This is a genomic window from Butyrivibrio sp. FC2001 (assembly GCF_000424125.1).
Taxonomy (GTDB): domain Bacteria; phylum Bacillota; class Clostridia; order Lachnospirales; family Lachnospiraceae; genus Butyrivibrio.
Window position 1 is genome coordinate 1 of the sequence record NZ_AUJH01000022.1, and the last position, 26,337, is coordinate 26,337.

Consider the following 26,337-nt stretch of genomic DNA (forward strand, 5'->3'; position numbering starts at 1 on the left):
TGTGAAAAGAAACAAGGACAACTTTATAAAAGGACAATTCTTTTATCCTTATTTTGTTCATAAAAATAGGTAGTACATTAAAGGGACAACTGTAAGAATAAAAAAGAGAGAACCACCATCAAATGATATCGGTTCTCTCTCATATAACTTTTTACTTATAAACTCTATGCTTTATCTTATTTAAAATATCTGTCCAATAATCCCTTAAATGCCTTGCCATGTCTTGCCTCGTCACGAGCCATCTCATGGACTGTGTCATGGATTGCATCAAGATCAAGAGCCTTAGCACGCTTTGCAAGATCTACCTTACCTGCTGTAGCGCCATTCTCAGCATCTACTCTCATCTGTAGATTCTTCTTTGTGGATTCTGTGAGAACCTCACCAAGAAGCTCTGCAAACTTAGCAGCATGTTCTGCCTCTTCCCATGCAGCCTTAGCATAGTAATCACCAACCTCGGGATAACCCTCTCTGTAAGCCTGGCGACTCATAGCAAGATACATACCAACCTCTGAGCACTCACCATTAAAGTTAGATCTAAGATCTTCGATAATGTCATCCGGAACACCCTTAGCTACTCCAACAACATGCTCTGCTGCCCATGTAAGCTCACCTTCCTGCTTTGTAAATTTCTCAGCAGGAGCATGACATACCGGACACTCTGCCGGCGGCTGATCTCCCTCATGAACATAACCGCATACTGAACAAACCCATTTCATAAACAGAAATCTCCTTTCTTAAGTTATACAAATATAGGTAATACTGTTATTAGTATACCAAATAATTTTAACACATTTAATCGTTTATAGAATTTTAATAAATGCTTAAATATATTATTGTTATTTAATAATGTAATTACTGTTTTTGCGTTATACTATAAATGGTTAATTACGTTATTCTCGCCTATGATGAAAAGGGGATAGAATATGTCATTATTAGAAGAAAGAATTAAAAGCGTTTATGCAAATCTTACCAGAGAAGAGCGCAAAGCAGCTGACTATTGCTTAAAAAATGATGCAACCATATATAACAATACCGTAGCAGAGCTTGCTGAGGCTTCAGGAACGACACAGGCTACCTGGAGCAGATTCTCCAAGTCTCTTGGCTACTCAGGACTTAAAGGTCTAAAGCGCGAGATTTTCTCAGATGCAAAGAAAGCTGAAAAAGCAGGTCCTCACATAGAGTTCAAGGATCTTAACCAATATACATCAATGCAGGCAATAGCCGATAACATCTGCGCTACCAGCTCACAGGCTATTCAGACTACCTACAGACTGTTCGATTCCCAGTCCTTTGAGGGAGCCGTTGACGCTATAGTCGGTGCAAGAATGATCAGGATATTTGGTGTAGGAAGCAGTTCACTTGCTGCTTACGATCTTTTCACCAAGTTCCAGAGACTGTCCTATAACGTAACCTACAATGAGGATTATCATAACAGTCTCATGAATGCCGCTCAGCTCCAGAAAGAGGATGTAGCCATTTTCTTCTGCGATTCAGGTAAAACCGATGAAATCATGCAGATTTTGAAGATTGCAAATGAGAGAGGCTCTGATACAGTTGCTATCACAAAGCTCGGAAACAGTCCCCTTGCTCAGGGATGTAAGCATGTGCTCTTTACCACATCCCCTGAAATTGATAAAAAGAGTGGTGTTACAAGCTCAAGATTTGCGCAGCTTTTCCTTGTAGATACTCTTTATACAGCTGTAGCAAATAAAGACTTTGCAAACATTCGCCAGCATCTTCAGGATTCCTATGATCTGTTCCATGATATGGGAACCTATTGATTACTCTTATCTACTTAAAAAAAGTATATTATTATGCCCCGGATATCATTAAAAATATCCGGGGCGTTTTTTTAATTACTGCTAAGGTATTTCTCAACTCTGTGCTGTATCAGGCTTGATGCCTTCTCAGCAGTTATTTCTCCGTTATAGTAGGGCTTTGCTGCCTCACTTATTATCTTTATTATCTCAGTGTCCTGATGACGGAGTCTGTCTATTGAGCAGATAAAGGTTTTAAAGCTCTCCGCCTCATTTCTGTTAAGAGGCGTGATCGTTATTTCCCTGTCTCCGATTATTGCCGTACTGTTGGTTGTTATCTTTCTGCCGCTGTCATCGATGTAGTATTTATCCTGTTCAGACTTCTCCATCAGTGCATTAAAGGCGTCCTCATTTACCGGGAATCCCCAGTCTATTTTGTACTGGTATTCATCAAGAAGGAAATACCTTATAAATTCCCAGGCTGCTTCTTTGTTGGAGCTTAAGCTGCTGATACCAAATAGCATTCCCGGATCAATATATGAAAGTCCTCTATCCTTTCCGGGATAGCCATTGAAAACCACATCTGCACTAAAGTATCCATCCTTTATAATTCTGTAATCCTCAAAGGATGTTATAAAGCAGCTCTGCAAAAGAGCCTTTTTATCTCTAAAGCAGTTGTCATCTATCTTCTGGTTATTATGCTCCTGTGCTCTTTTGAGCTCTCTTATGAAAATCAGAAGATCTATGAATTTGTAATTCTTGAAGTTACAGGTATTATTTTCAAAGTCTATAAAGTCAAATGCACAGGCTGTATAAAGATCCTCTGCACTGTCAAAGGTCTTTGTTCCCATCATGTTCTGCAGCTTGATGTTGTGCTTATTGCAGTGATTTATATAATTTGAAAGTGTTATTTCTTTTCCTTCAAGAAGACTGTTTGAAGCTGCGCAGGTAGCCACCGTAAATGAAGGCATTACCATGTACTGCTTACCGTTTCTGCTAAGAAGAGAATTAATGCTCTTAAGATATTTCTTATTAGTTATCTCTTCATCATTTTCAATATATGAATCAAGGGGTTCAAGAAGTCCATCTGATATATACGAATCGATGGACGCGTAGGAATTTAGAACCATGATATCCGGCGCATTCCCCTCTTCAATATCCTTGTTCATCGCCTGGTATATTGAATAATAGCTTGAATATCCTTCCTCCGCGTAGTTCTTGACCTTTATAAAATATTCGTCACTGCTTTCGTTAAAATCAACTATCCTCTTTTTTACATATTCGTCGGTAAAAGCTGTTCCGATAGTGATTATCTCTTTTACATTACTCTGAGTATTTCTCTTTGATATCTCAGTAGTTTTTATGGTATCTGCGCCATAGTTAGATACAAGTCTGAAGGTCCCCTGAGCGTATTCATAAAGAAGCAGCGTACTGTCTGAATAAAAACCGTAGTCCTCAAAGCAGCAGATTTTTTTTAAGCTGCCATCTCCAACATTAAAACCATATATGTAATTATTGTTTAAATAGTAAAAGTTATAGGTAATTCCTGGAAAAAGATTACTTCCGTTAGCGATATCTGACGGCGCATAATGTTTCTTCCCAAGAGTCAGCTTCTTTTGATCTAACTCACTAAGGAAATATTTCCACTTACCATCTGTCTCCCCTACAAAAACTCTTCCATCAGCTGAGGTGAAAAATCTCCTGTCTCCATGCAGATTCCCCTCTTCCTTAATCTGCAACAGACTTACACGGCCATTATCCTCATCATAGAGAGAGTATCCACCGTATTGAGAGTAGGTAATGATTCCTTTTCCCTTAATATAAGCAATATCCAAAATATGTGAGTTCTCATCATTATCCGTTAAAGCTACAGCCCAGATCTCATCTCCTGAGGAGGAGTATTTAACCAGTCTCTTTTCCCCATTACCGGTATAGCTGTTATCATCCGGTGTGTTAAGAGATGCTACCTTATCCGGGTATATTGTTCGTATGGCATAAAAACAGCCTTCATCTCCCATAGTAAGGCATTCAAGGTTAACATTACCTGATTCTAACAGTATTTCCTCTGCCTTTTTCTCATCGTTTCTGACTCTTGAAAAGCTATAAGTACTATGTCCGTCACTCTTTGTCATTCTAAGGCAGTACATTCCGTTTTTATCAAAGGTAAAATTGGAATACTCACTGTCACTTGAAATATTTATGCCAAGGTCTTTGAATTCATAGGTATTGATCTCTGTATTTGAATCTACTTTTTGTGATGTACTGCCACTTTTCCCGCAAGCGCATGAAAAAGTCATAGACAGTACCATAACCGCAACTATCCCCCCTGTTAGCAGTTTTTTGATCATATTTTTTTATTCTTCTATCTGTTCGTATGTTAAGAGGTTCTGTTCTTCGTAGGGCTTAATAAGCTCATTAACTATTTTATCCGAAAAGCTCTTCATGTCATCAAGCATTTCCTCGTAATTGTCTTCTGTCATCTGGTACTCACCGGCTATCATCTGATCAAGCATAAGCTTATTGATCTCCGGAGAAAAATGGATTGAATCCATGTAGTTATCAAGATTTGTTATTACATCCTGCTCATTTTGGAAACAGAAGACCTTTACATTATCATACTGTAAGAGACTCTTGACCATCTCCTTTTCACAGTGGATAAATGCATCCCTCTCACCTGTTCTGTATATTCCGTCCCACCAGAGCATGGAATATGCAGGGAAAAAGAAATAAAACTCTGTGTCAGGGTGTCTTTCAACTTCACCTGTAAGAAGCTCTATATTTCCATTAAGCTGCTCGTCATAGACCTTCTCATCCATCATGGGAGTTTCGGTTCTGGTTCTAAAATAAAGTCCAAGAGCGCTCTCGCTGCTAAAGTTCTTCCACTTTGCCCAGTTATATGACAGGTTCTCATTGTAGTCAGTTATATATGAGTTAACTATCATATATGGGATTTTCTCAAGGATTACGCCCTTATTGTACAGATACTGCACATCATTAAAAGGATTATGATCGTACAGATACATAGGGCATCCTGTCATCTCGTAGGTGGTTTCAGTACTTGCATTTAGCGATGAAGGGTCTATGTTATAAAACACCCTCTTTATATCATTACCTGATGCAAAGGCTTCATCTAACAGATAACAGAGGTCTGCCGTTGCACCATAAGACCTTATCGCCTTAATTGACTTGCAGTTAAATGCTTCGTCATACCAACCGTTGTCATTATTCTCAGCAACAGATGATCCGACTATAAGTGTGTCATAATCAAAGTGCCTGAGGGTACCTATACACTGATATTCCTTGTCATTAAGAACTGCCTTAAGTCCAAACCAGGGCTTATGGTAGTGATAAAAAGGATCTATGCAAAATACCACTGCGCCTGTCAGTATGATAACCACAAGAGATGCTATCGCAAATCTTTTTATGAAATTAATGTCTTTGTTACCGTTTTTCAAAAATCGTCCTCTTTAAACAATCAGAACTGGAAATATATAAATGTGCTTACCTGTGATAATGAGATAAAGGACCATATAAAAATGATGACCATAAAGATCACGTGTCCTACTGAATTCCTCTTTTCATCCACGATCTCATGGGCGTTCTTTGCTCTTATCACTAAAACAGATATCACAAGAAGAATTATCCATGTGATCAGATACAGGATGCTTGTGTACTGCTTCGCATACATATTTGCAGCGGTAATAAGCAGGTAGTTCTCAGATATATCAAGCATTGCTGATGTCTTATACATAAATCCCGGCCAGGTCGGTATCACAAGCTGTTTAAAATACTGCAGTGCATAAGTCATGTCCTGGGATCTGAAGAATATCAGTGATACAAGGAACATCATAAATGTAAGTATCTGTCCAAGCATCCTGGGAATTACAACTAAAGGCTTTTCCCTAAGTAGATAGCTCTTTTTAATATCTCCCTCGACTGCCATGATTCCAAGGTCATCCCATACCACCAGGATTCCCATGACAAGTCCCCAGCATATATATGTCCAGCCTGCTCCGTGCCAAAATCCGCTGAGGATAAAGATTATAAGTACATTAGTTGCTGTTCTAAGCTTTCCCTTCCTTGATCCGCCAAGAGGAATGTAAACATATCTTACGAAAAATCTTGTAAGTGTCATGTGCCATCTCTGCCAGAGGTTTCTGACGCTGAAGGCTTTATAGGGCGAGTTGAAGTTCTGCGGAAGCTCTATTCCAAGCATCAGACTTACGCCCTCTGCCATATCGCAGTAGCCGGAAAAATCAAAGTACAGCTGGAATGCATAGGATATCAGAACCAGCGCTCCTGTAAGAGTATCCATATAGTAGGTATATTTAAATCCGTAGTCCGCGATCTTAGCAAGGTTATCTCCAAGAAGTACCTTTTTGGAAAGTCCTATTACAAAAAGCTCTATACCTCTTCGGAAGTTCTCAGCCTTTAATGCTCTTTTTTCAGTATCTCTTATCTGACCGATTATCTCATAGGGGAGAGCTATAGGTCCCTGAACTATCTTAGGAAAATATGTGATGTAAATGAGATATTCTATGAAATCTACATCTCCAAGCTTTTCATTTTTCTTGACCTTATTTTCTTTTTCACGCTTTATATCAGTTATAAATGCTATCTGTGAAAATACGTAAAAACTTATTCCCACAGGCATTATTATTTTTAATTCCGGGATTTCTTTTCCTATGACTGTAAAAATATTGGAAACAAAGAAATTTGAGTATTTAAAAAATCCTAAGAGAAGAATGTTAAAGATAATTCCTATTACATGGATTATTTCTGCTTTTTTCAGGAAGTTATCCACAATTAGCCTGGATATTCCATAGTTTATAAGACATGAAACCATTAAAACCCAGACAAATCTCACTGAAAAAAGGCCGTACAAAATCAGGGAAGCTGCGATAAGTGCCAGATCTGCCAGCTTCCACATTTTGATCCGATTAAGTCCGTGCCAGATTATCAGCACTATTGGTAAAAATATTAAGATAAACGAAAATGAATTAAATGACATGTCTCAACTATAAGGTTATTTGTTTATTTAAGTATAAGTCCTACAGGACAATGGTCTGATCCCATCTGATCCTTGTAGATAACTGCATCTTCAATTTTGTCTTCAAGAGCTTTTGATGTTACAAAGTAGTCGATACGCCACCCTGCGTTCTTTGCTCTCGCCTGGAATCTGTAGGACCACCAGGAATAAGCTCCTTCAAGATCAGGATAAAAATATCTGAAGGTGTCGATCAGGCCTGCATTTACCACATTTGTGAATTTCTCACGCTCTTCATCTGTAAAGCCTGCGTGTCCACGATTGGGCTTCGGATTTTTAAGGTCTATCTCCTTATGTGCTACATTTAAATCTCCGCAGTAGATAACAGGCTTTGTCTCCTCAAGCTTTTTAACATATTTTAAGAAGTCATCCTCCCATCTGCATCTGTATTCCAGTCTGGACAAATCATCCTTGGCATTGGGTACATAGACGGTTATAAGATAGTATTCCGGATACTCAGCTGTTATTATTCTTCCCTCATGGTCATGTTCCTCGATTCCAAGACCATAGGTAACATTTATTGGCTCTTCTTTTGTGAAAAGAGCTGTTCCTGAATATCCCTTTTTCTCTGCATAGTTCCAGTATTGATGATATCCGGGCAGATCAATCTCTATCTGACCTTCCTGAAGCTTTGTCTCCTGAAGGCCTATAACATCGGGCTTTTCATTTTCCATAAAGCTATTGAATTCGCCCTTTGATACGCATGCTCTAAGTCCGTTAACGTTCCATGATACCAGCTTTTTTGACATTGTTATCTCCTGTTAATTAGCTATTATGTGCCTGATTTGTCAGTTACCTTGTTTTCTGGTTAATGTATTTATTGTGGAACTTTGAATACATAATTTTCTGTGAGCCATATACTCCGTAGTAGCCTGAGAATGTGTAGCTAAGTGCAATTGCTATAAGATAATATGGCATTCCTTTATATCCAAACATCTCAAAACAAAGAAGAAGAGATGAAATCGGGCAATTTGTTATACCGCAGAAAAGTGCTCCCATTCCGATTGCTGAGCAAAGAGCAGCATTAAATCCAAATATCTGGGAATACAGGCTTCCAAAGGTTGCTCCTATAAAGAGTGCAGGTACGATTTCACCGCCCTTATAACCGGCTCCAATGGTAACTGCTGTAAAGAGCATCTTAAAAGCAAAGGCCATATACGGAGCTTCTCCTCTTGTAGCAAGCTCTATGATGTCCATTCCTGCTCCATTGTAGTAATTATTACCTACTATAAGTGTAAGAACTACTACAAGGCATCCACCTACAAATATTCTGATGTAGGGATTTTTGAAGAATTTCTTGTACAGCTCGCCGCTTTTCTTCATGGCTATGCAGAACATGATGCTTATGAGTGCACAAAGAATAGCAAGTACTCCGCCCTTTATTGCATTGTTTATTGAAAAGGCCGGAACGATTTCAACTGTGAAAACATCCGGAACTGTTCCAAAATGCTGGGCAACGGTGCTTGAAACCAGCGCAGATAAGACGCAGGGGATAAGAGCAGCATAGTACATTACTCCAACCGCCTCTATCTCCATCGCAAGGAATGCTGCGGCCATAGGTGTACCAAAGAGTGCTGCAAAAGCTGCACTCATGCCACACATGGTGATTATTCTGCAGTCATTTTCATCAAGCTTTATGAGCTCACCAAAGTTATATCCGATACTTCCGCCAAGCTGAAGCGCAGCACTTTCTCTACCCGCACTTCCTCCGCAGAGATGTGTTAAGATCGTTGCTACAAATATCAGGGGTATCTTTCTTTTTGGCAGATGATCACCGGCTGAAATCGTTGTGATAACCAGATTCGTACCGGTATCCTCATATTCCTTGGAAAGTCTGTACAGAAATACTATAAGCAGACCCGCAAAGGGAAGCAGATATATCATGAAGCTGTGAGCTTTTCTAAACTCAGTAGCTAATCTGATTCCATGAAAAAAGGCAGCCCCAACTGCCCCTATGATTAATCCCACAATAATACCAAGCACCAACCATTTCAGTGTGGATAAAAGCCTTCTGATCTGATGCTTATAGTGTGGTTCTTCACTATTCGCATTGTTTTGAACAGACATTTTCTCACCCAAAAACTATCTTATTATTTTGACATTGACGCTATAAGTGCATCTATCTCTGCCTGACTTAGCATCTTACCACTATCTGCAGGATTGGGAGCCGCGGCAGGTGTTGGCGTAGCTCCAGCTGCTGCGGGCATACTAAATGAGCCTGCTCCCTGTTGAGAAGACTTACCCATAATACTCGCAAGTAAAGCCTGTTGTTCTGGATCTAATCCGTTTGCATCAGTACCCATTTACTATCCTCTAAATTAAATGCTAATGATACTAGTTAAGCACATTGTATCTTCTTTTATTGTTTTTAACAACTTAATAAATTATAAACTATTAACCAAGAGTTTCCATTCTTCGCATATTTTTGAGATTATCATCTGTTTCCTTGAGCATTTCTCTAAGTGACAGACTCTCCTCATAATCAAATTCGCAGATAGAATAGATCAAGTGATTAAGATACTTTGTATTCTCCATGAGAAGCTTATTGTTCTGACGGGCCATCTCAATTCTGAGTTCCTCAGCCTTATCCTCTTCGTCTGTAACCTCTATTACAGCAAATTCGTCACCACGTATTCTTCCGCAGACACTCTTTTTACCAAATACTTCTTCAAGAATATCAGCTACTCTCTTTACAGCGTGGTCGCCCTCGTCATGGCCATGAATAGCATTAATGTTTTTTAATGAATCCATGTCTATATATGCAACTACAGCATATTTTCCTTCCTTGAAGTCCTTTTTAAGAAGATCGTATGCCTTTGTGAAAAATCCTCTTCTGTTAGGAAGATTGGTAAGATAATCCTTATCTCCAATATGATCAAGAACAGATCCGTCTCTTGCAATCTCCTCCTGGCACTGAGTAAGCTCTTCCTCAGCATCAATAAGACGTTTTCTTAAGAAATTCATTCTTATTCCGCTAAGAACAATGCTTGTAATAAGGTCATCAAAGGTTCCTGTTCTTACACTGTCTTCAAATCCGATGATAAAAAGACCATACTGCTCCTCACCTCTGAAAACATTTCTTATAATTTTTGTACCCTTGATTTTGGAAAGGTCAAAAATATCAGAGGTTTCCATATCTGTCTTCTTATCAAATTTATCAGCTTTTCCGTCATGAATGGTAATTATACGCTTACTGTATTTAGGTACCTTCCAGCCCTTTTTCATTGAACATATCTGAGGACTTTCAAGAAGAAATACTTCAAAATTCTTAAATCCGGCCTGAGCTATTTTTTTGAATATGAGATCATAATTATCCTTCTCATAATTGCACTGAGAAGAAAGCTCTGCCAAAGCTGATGTTCTGCTATTTACACTAATAACATCTTCAGCTGTAAACTCATTTATACTCTTTCTCTTTGCCTTTACCTTGTTATCAGATACCTTTGACAGAATCTGCTCAATAGCAAGGAAGCCTATTTCAAAATAGGGTGTGTCCTTTTTATATTCGACCTTTTCAAAGCCTTCAAGCTCTGTAACTGTAAGGAGGGGCTTTTTTCCAAACTGCTTAAGGAAGCCTTCTTTTTTCAGTATCGGCGCACTATTTCCAATGCGCTCTATATCCACAATAAGTCCGTCAAAGCCGGCCTCATAGATATAATCAAATACTGCCTGATACTGATATTCATAGGGATTATCATCACTGAAGTTTTTATCAGTGATGATATATTTTCCCGGAAAAATGACCAGTTCAACCCCTAGGTCTCTTGCAGCAATGTCTGCTCCAAGACACATATCGCAAACATTTTTATCCTTAAATTCAGAAATTAAAAGCCCAACTCTCATAAGTTTTACTCTTCGTCTGTCTCTTCTTCAATGCCTTCTTCGATATCGTCAGTATCATCATCGTCGAAGTCGTCGGTTATTTCCACACCGTCGTCCTCAGGAATATCTTCCATTGCATCTTCGATGTTTTCGAACTCTTCGTCACCGTTTGAAATCTTCTCACGAACCTTTGCAATGGCAACTACACTGACACCCTTGTCAAGATTTATCATCTTAACACCTGATGTTACTCTGCCATGGATTGTTATTTCTTCCATTCTGAGCTGGATCAGTATTCCGCTGTCTGTGATCATCATGATCTCGTGCTCATCCTTAACAGCCTTGACACCGATTACATTTCCGGTCTTCTCTGTTATCTTGTAGCACTTAACACCCTTACCACCTCTGAGCTGGATATGGAACTCACCAAGCTCTGTTCTCTTTCCAAAGCCTTTTTCAGATACGATAAGAAGTGAATCACCCTGAGAATTAAGCTGCATTCCTACAACTTCATCCTGATCACCGAGCATAATACCTCTTACACCCATTGATGATCTTCCGGTAGGTCTTACATCTGTCTCCTTGAATCTGATACACATACCATTCTTTGTTACAAGGAAAATCTCAGAATCTGCCTTTGTTGTCTTAACCTCGATAAGCTCGTCGTCATCATCAAGATTGATTGCTGTAAGTCCGTTCTTTCTTACATTTGCAAATTCCATTACAGGAGTCTTCTTAACGGTTCCCTTCTTGGTAACCATGAAGAGGTTCTTCTCCTCTGTGTATTCCTTGATCGGAATAGTAGCTGTGATTTTTTCTTCAGGTGAGAGCTGCAGAAGATTTACTACTGCTGTTCCCCTGGATGTTCTTGACGCCTCAGGAATCTGGTAAGCCTTAAGTCTGTAAGCTCTTCCCTTGTTGGTAAAGAACATAATGTAATTGTGTGTTGTGGTCATAAGAAGGTCTTCCACATAGTCGTTCTCAATTGTGGATATTCCCTTTATTCCCTTACCTCCGCGGTTCTGTGCACGGAAGTTATCTATGGACATACGCTTGATATAACCAACGTTTGTCATAGCTATAACTGTATTAACATTGGGAATCATGTCCTCAATGTTTATGTCAGAATCATCATGTCCTATCTGAGTCTTACGATCATCGCCGTATTTATCAGATATCTCTGTGATTTCTTTTCTGATTACTCCAAGAAGTACCTTCTTGTCAGAAAGGATGAGCTTCAACTCTTCAATTCTCTTTAAGAGTTCAGCATGCTCCTGCTCAAGCTTGTCTCTCTCCAAACCTGTGAGAGTACGAAGACGCATGTCTACGATAGCCTGTGCCTGAGCATCTGATAATCCGAATCTCTCCATCAACTGTTCTTTTGCTATCTGAACAGTTTTACTTCCACGGATTATCTTGATAACCTCATCGATGTTATCAAGAGCTATGAGCAATCCCTCAACAATGTGATTTCTCTCTTCAGCCTTGTTGAGATCGTACTGTGTTCTTCTTGTTACTACCTCTTCCTGGTGGACGATGTAGTGGTGAAGCATATCAACAAGTCCAAGAATCTTAGGCTCGTTGTTAACAAGAGCCAGCATGATAATACCGAATGAATCCTGGAGCTGTGTGTGCTTGAAGAGACGGTTGAGCATTACATTTGCATTTACATCATGTCTGAGCTCAATAACGATTCTCATACCTTCACGGTCTGATTCATCTCTAAGAGCTGTGATGCCGTCAAGCTTCTTAAGCTTTACATATTCTGCAATCTTGGAAATAAGATTTGCCTTATTAACCAGATAAGGAAGCTCTGTTACGATAATTCTGCTCTTACCGTTAGGCATAGTCTCGATATCTGTTACCGCACGAACTACAACCTTTCCTCTACCTGTTCTGTATGCTTCCTCTGCACCTCTTGTGCCAAGGATGATACCACCTGTAGGGAAATCAGGTGCCTTTACGATGGGTAAAAGCTCCTCAATATCTGTCTCTCTATCTTCATTTACCTTATTGTCAATCATCTTAACAACAGCAGTAATTACCTCACGAAGGTTGTGAGGCGGAATATTTGTAGCCATTCCGACAGCGATACCTGTTGTACCGTTCACAAGAAGATTAGGAAATCTTGCAGGAAGTACTGCAGGCTCTTTTTCTGTCTCATCAAAGTTAGGTGTGAAATCTACTGTATCCTTGTTGATATCAGCAGTCATTTCCATGGAAATCTTGGTAAGTCTTGCCTCTGTGTATCGCATAGCGGCAGCGCCGTCACCATCCACAGATCCAAAGTTACCGTGTCCGTCAACAAGACAGTATCTCATTGACCAGGGCTGAGCCATGTTAACCAAAGCTCCGTAAATTGAGCTGTCACCATGAGGGTGGAATTTACCCATTGTATCACCTACGATACGAGCACATTTACGGTGCGGCTTATCGGGTCCATTGTTCAGCTCTATCATGGAGTAGAGAATTCTTCTCTGAACAGGCTTAAGTCCGTCTCTGACATCGGGAAGAGCTCTTGAAGCAATTACACTCATGGCATAGTCGATGTAATCAGACTCCATGGTCTTTTGCAGGTCAACTTCCTTAATTCTGTCAGTAGTTACCTGATCAAATACGTCATCAGCTAACTCTTCTCCATTCTGGTTGTTATTGTTGTTATTGTTATCCGCCATTTTTTATCCTATCCGTCAGCTTCGCTGACGCCCTCCAATAATTGAAAGGCTAATATTATATATCCAGATTCTTTACAAATTTTGCGTTCTTCTCAATAAACTCTCTTCTGGGCTCTACCTTGTCACCCATAAGAGTTGTAAATGTTACATCGATATCAGATTCAGCTTCTTCATCGATGTTTACTCTGAGCAGAACTCGTCTGTCAGGATCCATTGTTGTTTCCCAGAGCTGCTCGGGATCCATCTCTCCAAGTCCCTTATATCGCTGAATCTTGTTATTCTGATCACGACCTACGTCGTTAAGAATCTTATTTAACTCATCATCACTGTATGCATACCATACCTTTTTGTTCTTCTCCAGCTTATAGAGCGGAGGCTGAGCAAGATATACATGTCCTGTCTTAATGAGCTCAGGCATGAATCTGTAAAGGAATGTGAGCATAAGTGTAGCAATATGAGCACCGTCGACATCGGCATCAGTCATGATAATGATCTTGTTGTAACGAAGCTTTTCGATATCAAAATCATCATGAATTCCTGTACCAAATGCAGTGATCATTGCTTTGATCTCGGCATTACCATATATCTTGTCTATTCTTGCCTTCTCAACGTTTAAGATTTTTCCTCTAAGAGGAAGAATAGCCTGAGTCGCACGAGATCTTGCTGTTTTAGCTGATCCACCCGCGGAATCTCCCTCAACTATGAAAATCTCACAGTTCTTGGGATCCTTATCTGAGCAGTCTGCAAGCTTTCCGGGAAGTCCAAGTCCATCCAGAGCAGACTTTCTTCTTGTAAGGTCTCTTGCCTTTCTTGCAGCATCTCTTGCATGCTGTGCAAGAATAGCTTTTTCAAGTATAACCTTTGCAACCTGAGGATTCTGCTCAAGGAAATATGTAAGTTGCTCAGCAACAACGCTGTTTACAGCACCTCTTGCTTCACTGTTACCAAGCTTCTGCTTTGTCTGTCCTTCAAACTGAGGATCCTCGATCTTAACACTGATGATGGATGTAAGTCCTTCACGGATATCATCACCTGTGAGGTTATCCTCGTTATCCTTAAGCATTTTCTTTTCTCTTGCGTAGTCATTGAAGGTCTTGGTAAGAGCTGCCTTAAAGCCTTCAAGATGAGTTCCGCCTTCAGGAGTATTAATGTTGTTTACGAAAGTATATGTGCTCTCGTTGAAGGAATCGTTGTGCTGAAGTGATACTTCAACCTGAACGTTATTCTTATTTCCTTCAAAGTACATTATCTGATCATAGAGAACTGTCTTACTCTTGTTGAGGTACTGAACAAATTCCTTAATACCGCCTTCGTAGTAGAAGGTCTGCTCTGTAAAGTCAGCGCCTTCTTCAACTCTGTAATCTCTAAGCGTGATTTTAAGACCTTTTGTAAGAAAGGCCATCTCACGAAGTCTCTGCTTTAATACGTTGTAATCGAATATAGTTGTCTCTTTGAAAATAAGAGCATCAGGCTTAAATGATACCTTTGTTCCAGAAGTTACAACATCTGTTGTTCCAACTTCCTTAAGAGGATAGCAAACCTTTCCTCTCTCGTATCTCTGCTGGTAAATTTTTCCTTCACGAACAACCTGAACCTCAAGCCATTCTGAAAGAGCATTAACTACTGATGCACCAACGCCGTGAAGACCACCGGATACCTTGTATCCTCCACCACCGAACTTACCACCTGCGTGAAGAATAGTAAATACTACTTCTACACCGGTAAGTCCTGATTTGTGGTTAACGTCTACAGGAATTCCACGACCGTTATCCATAACGGTTATGGTGTTGTCAGCATTGATATTAACTTCAATGTGATCGCAGAATCCGGCAAGTGCCTCATCTACTGAATTGTCTACTATCTCATATACAAGATGATGAAGTCCTCTTGCAGCAGTAGTTCCAATGTACATACCAGGTCTCTTACGAACTGCCTCAAGTCCTTCAAGAATCTGTATTTGGTCCGCGCCATACTTATTTTCTTCGTTACTCATTCTTATCCTCTTATTCTTCAGGTATACTTCCGTTAACTACTCTGAATACTTTGTTTATTTCAAAACGATTATTAACAAATTCATCCAAACCGGTACAGGTAATGATTGTCTGTATATTACCTATGGTATTTAACAGGTAATTCTGTCTGTTACTGTCAAGCTCTGACAATACATCATCAAGTAAAAGGACCGGATTTTCTTTTTTGGATTTTTTTACAATCTCAATTTCCGAAAGCTTAAGTGAAAGTGAAGCAGTTCTCTGTTGTCCCTGAGAACCATATTTCCTGATGTCTATCTCTTCAGGCATATTTTCAGTAGTGACATTAAATGAAAAATCATCCTTATGAGGTCCTACCGTTGTCTGCTTAAGATATATGTCCTTCTGCCTGGAATTTCTGAGCTTACTTTCGAATTCCGCAGCAGTTATATTGGGTTCATAATATATCTTTAATTTTTCTCTTCCACCTGTGAGTTTATGATGAATAGGATCTACAATATCACATAAATCCCTTATGAACTTTTCTCTGGATCTTATAATTACTGATCCGTATTCCAAAAGTTGCTTATCCTGAACATCCAAAAGAACACTGTTTTCAGGATGTTCAAACATATCCTTTAATACCTTATTTCTCTCAGTGATCAGCTTATTGTATTTCGCAAGGTTCTCTAAATAAATTTGATCCAGCTGACAAAGCTCCATATCCATGAATCTTCGTCTTTCCGCCGGACCGTCCTTTATAATACTAAGATCTTCCGGAGAAAAAAATACAACATTGCATCTTCCCACAAGGTCAGATGCTTTTCTTATTTTTTGTCCGTCAATTGCTATTCCTTTGGATTTGCTTTTTCTAAGGTGCATGTCTACGCGATATTCTGCACCATCTCTCTCGATAATTGTTCTGATATGTCCCTCTTCTTTACCAAAGGATATAATTTCTTTGTCCTTACTACCTTTGTGGGACTTTGTTGTAGCAGCAAGATAAATAGCCTCGAGAATGTTAGTCTTTCCCTGGGCATTGTCACCGTAAAGAATGTTGGTTCCACTGCTGAATTCTATTTTTAAATTTTCGTAGTTTCTAAAATCTGCTAACTCTAATGATTTTATTATCATTTTATTATTTGTACCTGAACGCCTTCGTATTCGATAGTGTCTCCACTGTAAAGTTTTCTGCCTCTTCTGGTTTCAACTTCACCATTAACCTTAACAAGACCTTCCTGAATATCCATTTTGGCGTCAACGCCGGATTCCTCAAGGCCGGCCTTTTTCATGGCCTGCCCTAATTTAATGAATTCGTCGCTTTCTCTTAAATTAACCTTTATTGTTTCCATTTTTTCAGCTCACTGTTAAAAAATTTATAGGAAGAACAAGATAGATGTAGTTAGAATCCTTGTCCCTTATAAAACAGGGTGCCTTAGGATTAACCATGTAGATATCTATGTTCTCATCGTCAATAGCGCGAAGAGCATCAATGAGGAACTTAGGATTGAATCCGATTATAAGATCCTTACCCTGTTTCTCGATTTCAATCTCTTCATCCATGCTTCCGATTGTGGAATTGATCTTAAGCTCCATCTTATCATCAGTAATTGAGATGATAACGGGCTTCTTATCGCCTTCCTTTACAAGCAGAGTTGCTCTGTCTATACAATCAAGCATCTCTTTTCTTGAAATAGTCATCTTTGTTTCATAATCACTGGAGAGCATCTGATCAATATTGAAGTACTCACCCTCAAGAAGTCTTGAAACAACGATAGTTTTATCAAACTCGAACAATATATGCTTGTCAGTAAAGAAAATCTCAACGTTATTCTCAGTACTGTCAGTAATAATCTTACTTATATCCGAAAGAGTTTTTCCGGGAACTACTACCTTTTTGGAATCATAAGAATTTTGAAGCTTTACTTTACGAATAGATATACGATGACCATCAAGAGATACAAGCTTAAGTGTATCCTGATTAATCTCGAAAAGCTCACCACTCATCATCTTATTGGCATCATTCTCAGCGATAGAGAAGATAGTCTGCTGGATAATGTTTTTAAGAGTGAACTGAGATACAGTTATACCATCTATTCTTTCAATATTGGGAAGATATGTAAAATCATCTGCATTTCTTCCTACAATACCAAACTTAGCTTTTTCACAGCTGATAGTAACCTTACCGTTTGAATCGGATTCAATAGTTACATCATTATCAGGAAGCTTTCTTATAATGTCAAAGAAGATCTTTGCATCGATAGCAATATATCCTCTCTCTAAAATATTACCGTCTACCTCGGTCTGTATTCCGAGTTCCATATCATTAGCGATAAATTTGATGACTGTTTCTGTAGCATCTATCAGAATGCATTCCAATATAGACATTGTAGTCTTATTAGGAACTGCCTTTGAAACAATCTGTAGTCCGGTAATAAGATTCGATTTTGAACAAACAAACTTCATGGGTTAAGAACTCCCTCCAACTAGAAAGTGATTATGCACAAAACACTATATATAAATTAATTAATAATATTTAGTATTATAATTAGTAATAGGTGTTGATATGTGGAAATCCTTATCTATTATACAATTTATCTGCCTTATTTACAAATTTTTAATAGTTGATAAATAAAAATTTAATGTTGAAAAGCTAAATGTTCTCCACAGGGCAAATTTTGCGATATAAGGCTATAAAAAAGTTTTCCACTCTTATCCCCAGTTTATAAACAATTTATAAAGTATTTATAAACTGAGTTATCCACTTTATCACGCAGAAGGGTTTAGCTTCTTATTAATAATGTCGAGATTCTTTTTGAGCTCATCATCAATAGCAAGAAGATCCTTTATCTTGGTTACGCCACTCATTACAGTAGTGTGATCCTTTTTACCAAGTGCCTTACCTATTTCTTCAAGAGGCATATCTGTAAGCTCCCTTGCAAGGTACATAACGATCTGTCTGGGAAGGACAATTTCCTTATTTCTCTTCTTGGAAGTGATGTCTTCCTGTCTTACTCCATACTGCTCACAAACTGTACTTATAATAAGAGAGATTGTAATAACCTTTGAAACATCGGGATAAATGATATCCTTTAATGCTTCCTTGGCATTATCTAAAGTAATTTCTACCTTATTTAAACGTGAGAATGCGATTATCTTGTTGTAAGCACCTTCAAGCTCACGGATGTTTGACTTGATATTGGTAGCAATGTACTCAAATATCTCATCATCGATGTGCTTTGAATAGCTCTCAGCGTTTTTCTTAAGGATTGCCATTCTGGTCTCATAGTCAGGAGCCTGAATATCTGAGATAAGTCCCATCTCGAATCTTGAACGGAATCTCTCTTCAAGGGTCTCCATTTCCTTCGGAGGCTTATCAGATGAAATAATGATCTGTTTTCCTGACTGGTGAAGTACGTTGAAGGTGTGGAAAAACTCTTCCTGAGTACTTTCCTTGCCTATAATAAACTGAACATCATCTACCATAAGTACATCAACTGTACGGTATTTATCGCGAAGACGACTCATGGCCTCGGCTTTACCACTTCTGATAGACTCGATAACTTCGTTGGTAAACTGCTCAGATGTAACATATAAAACCTTAAAGCCTGGATTGTTCTCTATTATGAAATGTCCAATAGCATGCATGAGGTGAGTCTTACCAAGTCCGGGGCCTCCATATAAGAAGAGGGGATTGTAAGCTTCTCCCGGTGATTCTGCAACTGCTAATGAAGCGTTGTATGCAAAACGGTTATTTCCACCTACTACATATGTATCAAAAACGTATTTAGGATTCAGGTTAGAAAACTCATAGTTATTCTGATTAGATTTAGGTTTATCTGACTCATTTGAATGAGTTTCTTCTTTATTAATAAAAGCATCTTTTTCTAAAATGAATTCGACCTCAATTTCCTCATCCAAAAATTCAGATAAAGTAACCTTAAAGAATTTCTGATATTTCCTCTCTATATAATTGAGAGCGTTTGTATCATCAAAGGGAATTAAAACGATAACAGAACCGTTTTCATATTTATAAAAAGAAAGAGGTTTGATCCACGTATCGAAGGAGATAGTGGTCATACCTAGCTCTACTCGTATTTCTTCCTTTAAATTATCAAAGTTCTCTGTAAGTTTTTGTGTTATTTCTGTAGCCTTTTCCATATATTTCTCCCATTGCAAATTTAAGATTTATTTTATCTTATGGATAACTAAATATCAAACGGAGGGAAATTGTGGATAACTTTTAAAAAAAAATATTTTAAAATCACATTGTAATAACAACAGGTGGAAAAGTGGAAAAAAAGGATAGAGATATTCACCGTCTGGAAGCCGCATAAATACTGGATTCTATATTTTAACTTTATAAAAACTTTAAATGTTTTCCACATTATATCCACATTTTGTGGATAAAAATTCTAAATTTACAGATAATAACAAGTTATCCACAAAATCAACATTTAGATGTGGATAACTTGTTGAAATACAAAATGTAGACAATATTTTTTCAAAATATTTTCCACAGTTATCCACAATTTTTTTTTAACTTGACGGAAATGCTTAATTTTATTATAATAACAACGATTTTTTCTGATTCAGACAATTATATTATTTGCTAAATAGATTTTAAAAAGGAGGTGTATTTCGACTATGAAGAGAACTTATCAGCCGCATAAGCTTCAGAGAGCTCGTGTTCACGGCTTTAGAGCAAGAATGGCAACTAAGGGAGGCAGAAAGGTACTTGCTGCCAGAAGACTTAAGGGTAGAAAAAAGATATCTGCATAATAAGGACCACAGCATATTGTGGTCTTGTTACGCGAATGTGCATAGATGCATATTCGCGTATTTTCTTATCTTATAGGAAATATAAATGCAAAATACAGAAAGTTTAAGAAAAACAGCTGATTTTAAGATTGTTTATAAAACCGGTAAGGCGTACGCAGATAAAAACATTGTCATTTATGTCAGAGAAAATAATACCGATATAAACAGACTTGGTATTTCAGCAAGCAAAAAAGTAGGGAACAGTGTTGTAAGGCACAGGTTTGCAAGACTTGTTCGAGAAGTTTACCGACTACACGAAAATATATTTAATAGTGGTTTAGATATAGTAGTCGTGGCCAGAAGCCGTGCTAAAGATGCTTCGTATTTTGATATTGAGAAGTCATTTTTATATCTGGCCGGGAAGTCTCATCTAAGGAAAAATGATGAGGTGAAATATGAAGAGAGTACTGATATTCCTTATTAAGTTTTATCAAAAGTATGTTTCTCCCTTAAAGAGAACAAAATGTCCGTATATACCGACTTGTTCGCAATACGGATTAGAAGCAATAGAAAAACACGGTGCATTAAAAGGTAGTTTACTTGCTGCATGGAGAATTCTAAGATGCAATCCATTTTCCAGCGGTGGTTACGATCCTGTACCGTAAGTATTGGAGGATAGGTTTTGAATATTGTTACGTTGACACAATATCAGGGAAAAATTGTAGGTCCTATTGCATGGATCCTTGGTCATATTATGAACTGGATCTTCATTTTCCTCGATAAGATTGGTATTCCCAGTACCGGTCTTGCTATTATTTTATTTACAATAATAATGTACTTTTTACTTATGCCTCTTACCTACAAGCAGCAGAAGTTTTCCAAGCTGCAGGCAAGAATGAACCCTGAGATTCAGGAAATTCAGAAGAAGTACAAGGGTAAGAAGGATAACGAGTCCATGCTTGCACAGCAGGAAGAAATCAAAGCTGTTTATGCTAAGTATGGTGTTTCACAGACAGGTAGCTGCGTTCAGCTTTTAATTCAGCTTCCTATCATGATCGCTCTTTACAGAGTTATCTATTCCATGCCTGCTTATGTTAGCCAGGTAAAGTCAGCTTTTTATCCTCTTGTTACACAGCTTCGTGAGACAGCAGGATCAGCTGAGTTTTTACAGACACTTTCAAGTGCAGGTCAGTATTCAAAGCAGTTTACAAATGAAGCATTCACATCAGGTAATACTACTTATATAGAGAACACATTTATTGATGTTCTTTACAAGGCTTCAACAAAGGATTGGGCTTCACTTACTGAAAAGTTCGGAAGTCTTTCAGATTCAATTGCAAACTCACATGCACTTATTAGTAAGTACAACAACTTCCTTGGTCTTAACATGGGAGATTCACCTTCCTACATGGTTCAGACAGCTTGGGCTAATAAGTCATTTGTTCTTTTTGTAGTTGCACTTATTATTCCTTTCCTTTCATGCTTTACACAGTGGGTTAGCATTAAGCTTATGCCTCAGGCTGCTCCTACATCCAATGATCCTAACGATCAGGCAGCTCAGATGGCTAATTCAATGAAGACTATGAACATGATGATGCCTCTCATGTCACTTTTCTTCACATTTACATTTCCTGCAGGTCTTGGTATTTACTGGATCGCAGGTGCTGTAGTTCGTACAGTTCAGCAGATTGTAATTAACAAGCACATTGACAAGACCGATATTGATGCTGAGATTGAGAAAAATATCGCTAAGTATAACGAAAAGCTTGAGAAGATGAAGTCTACTCCTCAGATGAATCGCTATGCTAATATGAATACCAGAACCATAAATTCTTATTCTTCAACTTTATCTGAAAAAGAGAAGGAAGAGGGTCTCAAGAAGGCAAATAAGGTTTATGAGTCAGGTAAGATCAGAAAAGACAGTCTTCTTGCCAGAGCAAATATGGTAAAAGAGTTTGATCAAAAGAACAACTGATAGGGGATAAGAAAATGGAATATATTGAGATTTCAAAAAAGACTGTAGAAGATTGCATCACAGAAGCATGTGCACAGCTTATGGTTACAAGTGACAATCTTGATTATGAAGTTATTTCTTCCGGTTCAACTGGATTTCTTGGTTTAAATGTTAAGCCTGCTGTTATAAGAGCAAGAGTTAAAGCTGTAAAAGAAGAAGATGAGATAAAGACTTCTCTTGAAGAGCAGGTTGATAACAAGGTTAAAGAAAAAGCAGAGAAGAAGGAAAGCAAAAAGCCTCAGAAAAATGAGGAGAAAAAAGCTGAAGTAAAGAAGGAAGCTTCTGTTGAAGCTCCTGAAGTAAAAGAAGAGAAGAAAATTTCTTATGTTTATGATCACGAGTTCATAAACAGTGCAAAGGTATTTTTATCAAATGTATTTGGTTCCATGAACATGAAGGTTGATGTGAGTGCTAAATACAATGAGACAGATAAGGTTCTTGAAATAGAACTTTCAGGTGATGAGATGGGTGTTCTTATTGGTAAGAGAGGACAGACACTTGATTCATTACAGTATCTCATTTCTCTTGTTGTTAACAGAGGATCTGAGGATTACATTCATGTAAAGGTTGATACAGAGAACTACCGTGAAAGAAGAAAAGCTACTCTTGAGAATCTTGCAAAGAATATTGCTTATAAGGTTCGAAAGAACAGACAGTCTTTATCACTGGAGCCTATGAATCCTTATGAAAGAAGAATCATTCATTCAGCGCTTCAGAATGATAAATATGTTACTACTCACAGTGAAGGTGAAGAGCCCTTCCGCCGAGTTGTTGTAACTCTTAAAAAATAAGCAAATATTAAGAGCTGCCATTGATTTTACATAGATTTCAATTGGCAGCTCTAATTTACATTATGTGTTATTGAGGATTGAATAATGTTTTATAAGGAAGATACGATTTGTGCAATAGCAACAGCTATGATTGATGCCGGTATTGGTATCATAAGAGTAAGCGGTGAAAATTCAATTGATATCGTAAGCAAACTTTATATAGATGCCAAAGGTAATTTTTCCTTGAAGGATTATCAGTCCCATACTATTAACTATGGTTTTATTGTTGATGCCAATAAAACTAAAGTTGATGAAGTTATGGTTTCCATTATGAAGGCACCAAGAACTTATACCAGAGAGGATGTTGTTGAAATCAACACTCATGGTGGCCGTGTTGTCATGGAAACAATAATTAACCTTCTTATATCAAATGGCTGCAGACTTGCTGAGCCAGGCGAATTTACCAAAAGAGCTTTTTTAAATGGAAGAATTGATCTGACAAGAGCAGAAGCAGTAATGGATCTTATTAGTGCTCAGAATTCTTTTGCAGTAAAAAATTCTGAACTTCAACTTGATGGAGCACTTTTCAATAAAATAGATTCACTTAGAAAAGAAATTCTATATGAGATGGCATTTATAGAATCTGCCATTGATGATCCTGAGAATTATGATCTCACAGGATATGATGAGAGATTATCAAAAAAGAATTCAGAGTGGCTTACAAAATTAGACTCTCTTATAAATTCCTCTGATGAAGGTGTTATAAGAAAAGATGGAATTAAAACTGTAATTATTGGAAAGCCTAATGCAGGTAAGTCTTCACTTTTAAATAAACTTGCCGGAGAAGAAAAAGCAATTGTTACTGAAATCGAAGGAACAACTAGGGATGTTATTGAAGAGACAATAAGACTCGGTGATTTTGTTCTTAGAGTAATGGACACTGCCGGCATAAGAGATACAGAAGATAAAGTTGAAAAGATTGGTGTTGAAAGAGCAGTTAAATATGCACAGGATGCAGATTTAATTTTATATATAATTGATTCCACTGATAAGACAGTTTCAGAGGATGAGAGAATTAAGGATATAATCAATAAAAAACATGTGATTGTATTACTTAATAAAAATGACATTAGTGACAGTATTAGTATTCTTGAAAATGATATACACAATATATATGGTTCAAGTATACCCGTTATTAAAACCTCAATGGTTGATGAGACCGGAATTGATGAGCTCAAAAAAATAATAACTGATATGTTTTTCAATGGAAGTATCACTCCTAAGGAAGAAATATATATCACTAACTTAAGACATAAGGAAGCTTTGATAAATGCTTTTGACAGTTTAAAAAAAGTTGAGAGTAGTATTATGGATTGTATGTCAGAAGATTTTTATTCAATTGATCTTATGAATGCATATTCATTCCTTGGTGAGATTATCGGTCAGGAAGTTGATGAAGATCTGGTTGAAGAGATTTTCTCAAAATTCTGTATGGGAAAATAATTCGTTTAGTAATTTAGTTTTATGGAGCAAAATATGGTAGCAGATATAGTAGATGTAATTGTAATAGGTGGCGGTCATGCCGGATGTGAGGCCGGACTTGCAGCAGCAAGACTTGGCTTAAAGACTATAGTTTTTACTTTAAGTGCAGATAATATTGCATTTATGCCTTGTAACCCTCACATTGGTGGATCCTCAAAAGGACATCTTGTAAGAGAGATTGATGCTTTGGGTGGAGAGATGGGAAGAAATATTGATAAGACCTATCTTCAATCAAAGATGCTTAATAAATCCAAAGGCCCTGCTATCCATTCACTTCGTGCTCAGGCAGACAAGCTTGAGTACTCAAAATCCATGAGACATATTTTGGAAAATCAGGAAAATTTAATTGTAAAGCAGTCAGAGATTTCTGAGATTCTTTTTGAAGATTTAAATAGTAATGATGATAAAGAATTATTAAGTGATGGATATGAGAAGAGAATAAAAGGAATTAAAACTGTTACAGGTCTTATCTATGAAGCTAAGGCAGTTATCCTTTGTACCGGAACATATTTAAAGAGCAGATGTCTTTGCGGTGAGTCAATTTCTTATACTGGACCTAACGGATTACAGCCTTCAAATCTTTTATCAGACTCACTTATAAAAGCCGGAGTTGAACTTAGAAGATTTAAAACCGGAACACCTGCCAGAATGGATGGAAATACAATCGATTATTCAAAGATGGAAATCCAGACAGGTGATACTCCTGTAATTCCTTTTTCATTTGATACTAATCCTGATGATATTCAGAAGGAGCAGTACAATTGCTGGCTTACATATACAAATGAAAAAACACATGAAATAATACGAAATAACATAGATAGATCACCTATATATGCAGGTATCATTGAAGGTATCGGACCAAGGTATTGTCCTTCAATTGAGGATAAGGTTGTAAAATTCCCTGATAAGATAAGACACCAGGTTTTTATTGAACCTGAGGGAAGTCATACTAATGAAATGTATATAGATGGTATGTCCTCTTCAATGCCAGAGGATGTTCAGCTTCAGATGTACAGATCTGTTCCTGGACTTGAGAATTGTGTAATTGTAAAAAACGCTTATGCGATTGAATACGATTGCTTATGCTCTGGTCAGCTTTATCCTACATTAGAGATAAAGAAAATCAGAGGTTTATTTAGTGCAGGTCAGTTTAATGGAAGTAGTGGTTATGAAGAGGCTGCAGCTCAGGGACTTTATGCAGGAATAAATGCCTGCATGCAGATTTTGAAAAAACCTTATTTATCTATCGATAGATCTGAGGGATATATTGGTGTACTTGTAGATGACATTGTTACCAAAGATAATCTTGAGCCTTATCGTATGATGACTTCAAGAGCAGAGTACAGATTATTGCTTAGACAGGATAATGCTGATATAAGACTTAGAAAAAAGGGTTACGAAGTAGGACTTATTCCTGAAGATAAATACAAGAAGCTAATCGAAAAAGAAGAGCAGATTAAAGAAGAGACTGAGAGACTTAAGTCTATAAAGGTTGGTGCCGCAAAAAATGTTCAGGCATTTATGGAAAAGCATAACTCACCTATACTTAAGACAGCAGTTTCACTTGCAGAACTTATATGCAGACCTGAACTCAACTATGAGAATATAGCTGATCTTGATCCTGATAGAAAAGAACTTTCCAAGGAAGTAATCGAGCAGGTAGAAATCAATATCAAATATGAAGGTTACATAGAGAGACAGCAGAGACAGGTTGATAAATTTAAGAAGATGGAAAATAAAAAGATCCCTGCTGAAATAGATTATGATGATATTCTTAGTTTAAGACTAGAAGCTCGTGCTAATCTTAAAAAGTTCAGACCTATAAATGTTGGTCAGGCTTCAAGAATAAGTGGAGTTAATCCAGCAGATATTTCTGTGTTACTTGTATATTTGGAAAATTATAATCGTAAAAAATAACTACCACTAATTGTATTAAATGTTTCACGTGAAACACTATATATTGTATTATAATTTCAACG

Annotated in this window: 22 protein-coding genes; 8 read left to right on the forward strand and 14 right to left on the reverse strand. The window is 37.7% G+C overall.

Translation table 11 applies throughout. The annotated features are described in order from the left end of the window. Positions 1 to 176: 176 nt before the first annotated feature. Positions 177 to 716 (reverse strand): NADH peroxidase, encoded by a 540-nt coding sequence (locus tag G601_RS0110875; protein ID WP_026665369.1) that lies wholly within the window; start codon positions 714 to 716, stop codon positions 177 to 179. Positions 717 to 923: 207 nt separating this feature from the next. On the opposite strand from G601_RS0110875, the gene G601_RS25035 reads away from it, so the two are divergent. Continuing rightward, complete coding sequence (locus G601_RS25035) at positions 924 to 1,781, forward strand: MurR/RpiR family transcriptional regulator (RefSeq protein ID WP_051201043.1); 858 nt, start codon at positions 924 to 926, stop codon at positions 1,779 to 1,781. A 71-nt stretch (positions 1,782 to 1,852) separates the two neighbouring features. Here G601_RS25035 and G601_RS0110885 read toward each other — a convergent pair whose 3' ends face one another. From G601_RS0110885 to dnaA, 13 genes are all read right to left on the reverse strand, one after another. Next, positions 1,853 to 4,105: an ABC transporter substrate-binding protein gene (locus G601_RS0110885; protein WP_081673499.1), complete on the reverse strand. Its 2,253-nt coding sequence runs from the start codon at positions 4,103 to 4,105 to the stop codon at positions 1,853 to 1,855. A 6-nt stretch (positions 4,106 to 4,111) separates the two neighbouring features. After that, positions 4,112 to 5,212 carry a hypothetical protein gene (locus tag G601_RS0110890; protein WP_026665371.1) on the reverse strand — a complete coding sequence of 367 codons (1,101 nt, stop codon included), beginning with the start codon at positions 5,210 to 5,212 and terminating at the stop codon, positions 4,112 to 4,114. Between the two features lie 20 nt (positions 5,213 to 5,232). After that, the gene (locus G601_RS0110895; protein ID WP_242834412.1) at positions 5,233 to 6,687 is read right to left on the reverse strand and encodes an MBOAT family O-acyltransferase; all 1,455 of its coding nucleotides are present in this window, start codon (positions 6,685 to 6,687) and stop codon (positions 5,233 to 5,235) included. Positions 6,688 to 6,791: 104 nt separating this feature from the next. Further along, the gene (locus tag G601_RS0110900; RefSeq protein WP_035790696.1) at positions 6,792 to 7,553 is read right to left on the reverse strand and encodes an exodeoxyribonuclease III; all 762 of its coding nucleotides are present in this window, start codon (positions 7,551 to 7,553) and stop codon (positions 6,792 to 6,794) included. Between the two features lie 43 nt (positions 7,554 to 7,596). Further along, positions 7,597 to 8,871: a chloride channel protein gene (locus G601_RS0110905; protein ID WP_026665374.1), complete on the reverse strand. Its 1,275-nt coding sequence runs from the start codon at positions 8,869 to 8,871 to the stop codon at positions 7,597 to 7,599. A 23-nt stretch (positions 8,872 to 8,894) separates the two neighbouring features. Then, a complete protein-coding gene (locus G601_RS0110910; protein WP_026492704.1) occupies positions 8,895 to 9,107 on the reverse strand; it encodes a hypothetical protein in 213 nt (70 codons plus the stop codon). Between the two features lie 91 nt (positions 9,108 to 9,198). Next, complete coding sequence (locus G601_RS0110915) at positions 9,199 to 10,647, reverse strand: GGDEF domain-containing protein (RefSeq protein ID WP_026665375.1); 1,449 nt, start codon at positions 10,645 to 10,647, stop codon at positions 9,199 to 9,201. Positions 10,648 to 10,652: 5 nt separating this feature from the next. Next, positions 10,653 to 13,190, reverse strand: coding sequence for a DNA gyrase subunit A (gene gyrA, locus G601_RS22925; RefSeq protein WP_242834413.1), 2,538 nt, complete (start codon positions 13,188 to 13,190; stop codon positions 10,653 to 10,655). Positions 13,191 to 13,356: 166 nt separating this feature from the next. Next, positions 13,357 to 15,294: a DNA topoisomerase (ATP-hydrolyzing) subunit B gene (gene gyrB, locus G601_RS0110925; protein WP_026665376.1), complete on the reverse strand. Its 1,938-nt coding sequence runs from the start codon at positions 15,292 to 15,294 to the stop codon at positions 13,357 to 13,359. 10 nt (positions 15,295 to 15,304) lie between these two features. Then, the gene (gene recF / locus G601_RS0110930; RefSeq protein WP_026665377.1) at positions 15,305 to 16,405 is read right to left on the reverse strand and encodes a DNA replication/repair protein RecF; all 1,101 of its coding nucleotides are present in this window, start codon (positions 16,403 to 16,405) and stop codon (positions 15,305 to 15,307) included. Then, the gene (locus tag G601_RS0110935) at positions 16,402 to 16,623 is read right to left on the reverse strand and encodes an RNA-binding S4 domain-containing protein (protein ID WP_026492700.1); all 222 of its coding nucleotides are present in this window, start codon (positions 16,621 to 16,623) and stop codon (positions 16,402 to 16,404) included. Before G601_RS0110935 ends, recF begins: the two co-directional genes overlap by 4 nt. A 4-nt stretch (positions 16,624 to 16,627) precedes the next feature. Next, positions 16,628 to 17,737, reverse strand: coding sequence for a DNA polymerase III subunit beta (gene dnaN / locus G601_RS0110940; protein ID WP_026492699.1), 1,110 nt, complete (start codon positions 17,735 to 17,737; stop codon positions 16,628 to 16,630). Positions 17,738 to 18,040: 303 nt separating this feature from the next. Further along, positions 18,041 to 19,432: a chromosomal replication initiator protein DnaA gene (gene dnaA / locus G601_RS0110945; protein ID WP_026665378.1), complete on the reverse strand. Its 1,392-nt coding sequence runs from the start codon at positions 19,430 to 19,432 to the stop codon at positions 18,041 to 18,043. A gap of 486 nt (positions 19,433 to 19,918) precedes the next feature. Between dnaA and rpmH the strand changes: the two genes are divergently transcribed. From rpmH to mnmG, 7 genes are all read left to right on the forward strand, one after another. After that, positions 19,919 to 20,053, forward strand: coding sequence for a 50S ribosomal protein L34 (gene rpmH / locus G601_RS0110950; RefSeq protein ID WP_022761795.1), 135 nt, complete (start codon positions 19,919 to 19,921; stop codon positions 20,051 to 20,053). A gap of 85 nt (positions 20,054 to 20,138) precedes the next feature. Further along, positions 20,139 to 20,516 carry a ribonuclease P protein component gene (gene rnpA / locus G601_RS22930; protein WP_051205756.1) on the forward strand — a complete coding sequence of 126 codons (378 nt, stop codon included), beginning with the start codon at positions 20,139 to 20,141 and terminating at the stop codon, positions 20,514 to 20,516. Next, positions 20,488 to 20,697: a membrane protein insertion efficiency factor YidD gene (yidD, locus tag G601_RS25760; RefSeq protein WP_081673500.1), complete on the forward strand. Its 210-nt coding sequence runs from the start codon at positions 20,488 to 20,490 to the stop codon at positions 20,695 to 20,697. Before rnpA ends, yidD begins: the two co-directional genes overlap by 29 nt. A gap of 17 nt (positions 20,698 to 20,714) precedes the next feature. Then, complete coding sequence (locus G601_RS0110960) at positions 20,715 to 22,007, forward strand: YidC/Oxa1 family membrane protein insertase (RefSeq protein ID WP_026665379.1); 1,293 nt, start codon at positions 20,715 to 20,717, stop codon at positions 22,005 to 22,007. Positions 22,008 to 22,021: 14 nt separating this feature from the next. Continuing rightward, positions 22,022 to 22,837, forward strand: a complete 816-nt coding sequence (gene jag / locus G601_RS0110965) for an RNA-binding cell elongation regulator Jag/EloR (RefSeq protein WP_026665380.1) — start codon at positions 22,022 to 22,024, stop codon at positions 22,835 to 22,837. 84 nt (positions 22,838 to 22,921) lie between these two features. After that, positions 22,922 to 24,319: a tRNA uridine-5-carboxymethylaminomethyl(34) synthesis GTPase MnmE gene (mnmE, locus tag G601_RS0110970; RefSeq protein ID WP_035786744.1), complete on the forward strand. Its 1,398-nt coding sequence runs from the start codon at positions 22,922 to 22,924 to the stop codon at positions 24,317 to 24,319. A gap of 33 nt (positions 24,320 to 24,352) precedes the next feature. After that, positions 24,353 to 26,275, forward strand: a complete 1,923-nt coding sequence (gene mnmG, locus G601_RS0110975) for a tRNA uridine-5-carboxymethylaminomethyl(34) synthesis enzyme MnmG (protein WP_155834516.1) — start codon at positions 24,353 to 24,355, stop codon at positions 26,273 to 26,275. Positions 26,276 to 26,337: the final 62 nt, after the last annotated feature.

Bases quoted from the DNA above. Each gene is read 5' to 3' on its own strand.
- G601_RS0110875 (WP_026665369.1), bottom strand. From the start codon at position 716: ATGAAATGGGTTTGTTCAGTATGCGGTTATGTTCATGAGGGAGATCAG.
- G601_RS25035 (WP_051201043.1), top strand. From the start codon at position 924: ATGTCATTATTAGAAGAAAGAATTAAAAGCGTTTATGCAAATCTTACC.
- G601_RS0110885 (WP_081673499.1), bottom strand. From the start codon at position 4,105: ATGATCAAAAAACTGCTAACAGGGGGGATAGTTGCGGTTATGGTACTG.
- G601_RS0110895 (WP_242834412.1), bottom strand. From the start codon at position 6,687: ATGTGGAAGCTGGCAGATCTGGCACTTATCGCAGCTTCCCTGATTTTG.
- G601_RS0110900 (WP_035790696.1), bottom strand. From the start codon at position 7,553: ATGTCAAAAAAGCTGGTATCATGGAACGTTAACGGACTTAGAGCATGC.
- G601_RS0110905 (WP_026665374.1), bottom strand. From the start codon at position 8,871: ATGTCTGTTCAAAACAATGCGAATAGTGAAGAACCACACTATAAGCAT.
- G601_RS0110910 (WP_026492704.1), bottom strand. From the start codon at position 9,107: ATGGGTACTGATGCAAACGGATTAGATCCAGAACAACAGGCTTTACTT.
- G601_RS0110915 (WP_026665375.1), bottom strand. From the start codon at position 10,647: ATGAGAGTTGGGCTTTTAATTTCTGAATTTAAGGATAAAAATGTTTGC.
- gyrA (WP_242834413.1), bottom strand. From the start codon at position 13,190: ATGGAGTCTGATTACATCGACTATGCCATGAGTGTAATTGCTTCAAGA.
- gyrB (WP_026665376.1), bottom strand. From the start codon at position 15,294: ATGAGTAACGAAGAAAATAAGTATGGCGCGGACCAAATACAGATTCTT.
- recF (WP_026665377.1), bottom strand. From the start codon at position 16,405: ATGATAATAAAATCATTAGAGTTAGCAGATTTTAGAAACTACGAAAAT.
- G601_RS0110935 (WP_026492700.1), bottom strand. From the start codon at position 16,623: ATGGAAACAATAAAGGTTAATTTAAGAGAAAGCGACGAATTCATTAAA.
- dnaN (WP_026492699.1), bottom strand. From the start codon at position 17,737: ATGAAGTTTGTTTGTTCAAAATCGAATCTTATTACCGGACTACAGATT.
- dnaA (WP_026665378.1), bottom strand. From the start codon at position 19,432: ATGGAAAAGGCTACAGAAATAACACAAAAACTTACAGAGAACTTTGAT.
- rpmH (WP_022761795.1), top strand. From the start codon at position 19,919: ATGAAGAGAACTTATCAGCCGCATAAGCTTCAGAGAGCTCGTGTTCAC.
- rnpA (WP_051205756.1), top strand. From the start codon at position 20,139: ATGCAAAATACAGAAAGTTTAAGAAAAACAGCTGATTTTAAGATTGTT.
- yidD (WP_081673500.1), top strand. From the start codon at position 20,488: ATGAAGAGAGTACTGATATTCCTTATTAAGTTTTATCAAAAGTATGTT.
- jag (WP_026665380.1), top strand. From the start codon at position 22,022: ATGGAATATATTGAGATTTCAAAAAAGACTGTAGAAGATTGCATCACA.
- mnmE (WP_035786744.1), top strand. From the start codon at position 22,922: ATGTTTTATAAGGAAGATACGATTTGTGCAATAGCAACAGCTATGATT.
- mnmG (WP_155834516.1), top strand. From the start codon at position 24,353: ATGGTAGCAGATATAGTAGATGTAATTGTAATAGGTGGCGGTCATGCC.